General features: G+C 48.0%; 2 protein-coding genes and 1 pseudogene. All 3 read right to left on the reverse strand.

Translation table 11 applies throughout. The features are described from left to right. Positions 1–322 (reverse strand): RNA-binding S4 domain-containing protein (locus ABUA47_RS24450; protein ID WP_349832251.1); only part of this gene is annotated, 322 nt, incomplete at its 3' end. Continuing rightward, entirely contained in the window at positions 319–882 is a 564-nt protein-coding gene (pth, locus tag ABUA47_RS24455) for an aminoacyl-tRNA hydrolase (protein WP_349832253.1), read from the reverse strand. The genes pth and ABUA47_RS24450, both read right to left, overlap by 4 nt. Positions 883–1,143: 261 nt before the next feature. Continuing rightward, positions 1,144–1,248, reverse strand: a pseudogene (locus ABUA47_RS24460) (50S ribosomal protein L25); the annotation flags it as partial.

A 1,248-nucleotide genomic window follows, 5' to 3' on the forward strand; every position in this document is an offset into this window, starting at 1 on the left:
CGGTACCTTTGGCACGGTTGACGAAACCGCTGACACGGCTCATCTCCAGCAGTACATACTGTTCCGGAGTCGTTACATTCTCCATCATTTCGGCCACTAACTTTGCGCCGACACGCTTTTCGATGGGCTGCAGAACTTTGAAGGAATAGGTGACGGGGGGCTTGCGCACCTGGATGACGTCTCCCGGTTTCACCGTACGGGCAGCCTTTGCCAGTGCGCCATTGATGCTGATGCGTCCTGTTTTGCAGGCTTCGGCGGCTATGGTACGTGTCTTGAAGATGCGTACGGCCCACATCCATTTGTCAATTCTGGCTTCGTTCATTTCTTGTTATATTGATTCATGGTGATATCTATTCCCGCCAGACAGAAACTTTTGATGATTTCTCCGGCTGTTTCCAATCTCTCACCCATTGTTTTCCAATCTTCATCGGTAAAATGTCCCAGCACATAGTCAATCTGTCCACCACGGGGAAAATCATTGCCGATGCCGAAACGCAGGCGTGCATAATTCTGAGTGCCCAGTGTTGCTGCAATATGCTTAAGGCCGTTATGTCCCGCATCGCTTCCTTTACCTTTCAGGCGCAGTGTGCCGAAAGGCAGTGCCAGGTCATCTACCACTACCAACACATTCTCCAATGGAATGTTTTCTTTTTGCATCCAGTAGCGCACGGCGTTGCCGATGAGCTTCATAAAGGTGGAAGGCTTCAGCAGTAACAGTTGGCGTCCCTTGACTGACAGCGTTGTGGTGAAGCCATAACGTCCGTCGGTAAAAGTGGCACCCGCTGCTTTTGCCAGAGCATCTACTGCCATGAATCCGATGTTATGGCGGGTTTCGTGATATTCGGGGCCGATATTGCCCAATCCTACAATTAAATATTTCATAGTCTGTGCTTCCTGTTTATGAGGGTGTTAAAACTAGTATTCACCACAGATTACACAGATTTGCACAGATAGACATCTTTGATTATCGGTACATTAAATTCATTCTGTGTTAATCTGTGTAATCTGTGGTGAATTATACACTCTCGTGAGCCGTAAAAAGAACGCGGATTATCGCAACTTTCCGCGGAAATCAGTATGAAATCTGCGTTGGCTGCGTTAATCCGCGTTCCCGAATATTTAGTCTTTCTTGGAAAGAATCGATTAGTTGCCTGCAGCAGCAGCGGCACCTCTTGCAGCACGAGTCAGCTTAACGGCGCATACAACAGCTTCTTTGGCATTCAGCAATTCCAATCCTTCGTATTGCAA

It is taken from the genome of Bacteroides sp. RTP31139st1_H2_RTP31139_211217 (genome assembly GCF_040227615.1).
Lineage (GTDB): Bacteria > Bacteroidota > Bacteroidia > Bacteroidales > Bacteroidaceae > Bacteroides > Bacteroides uniformis.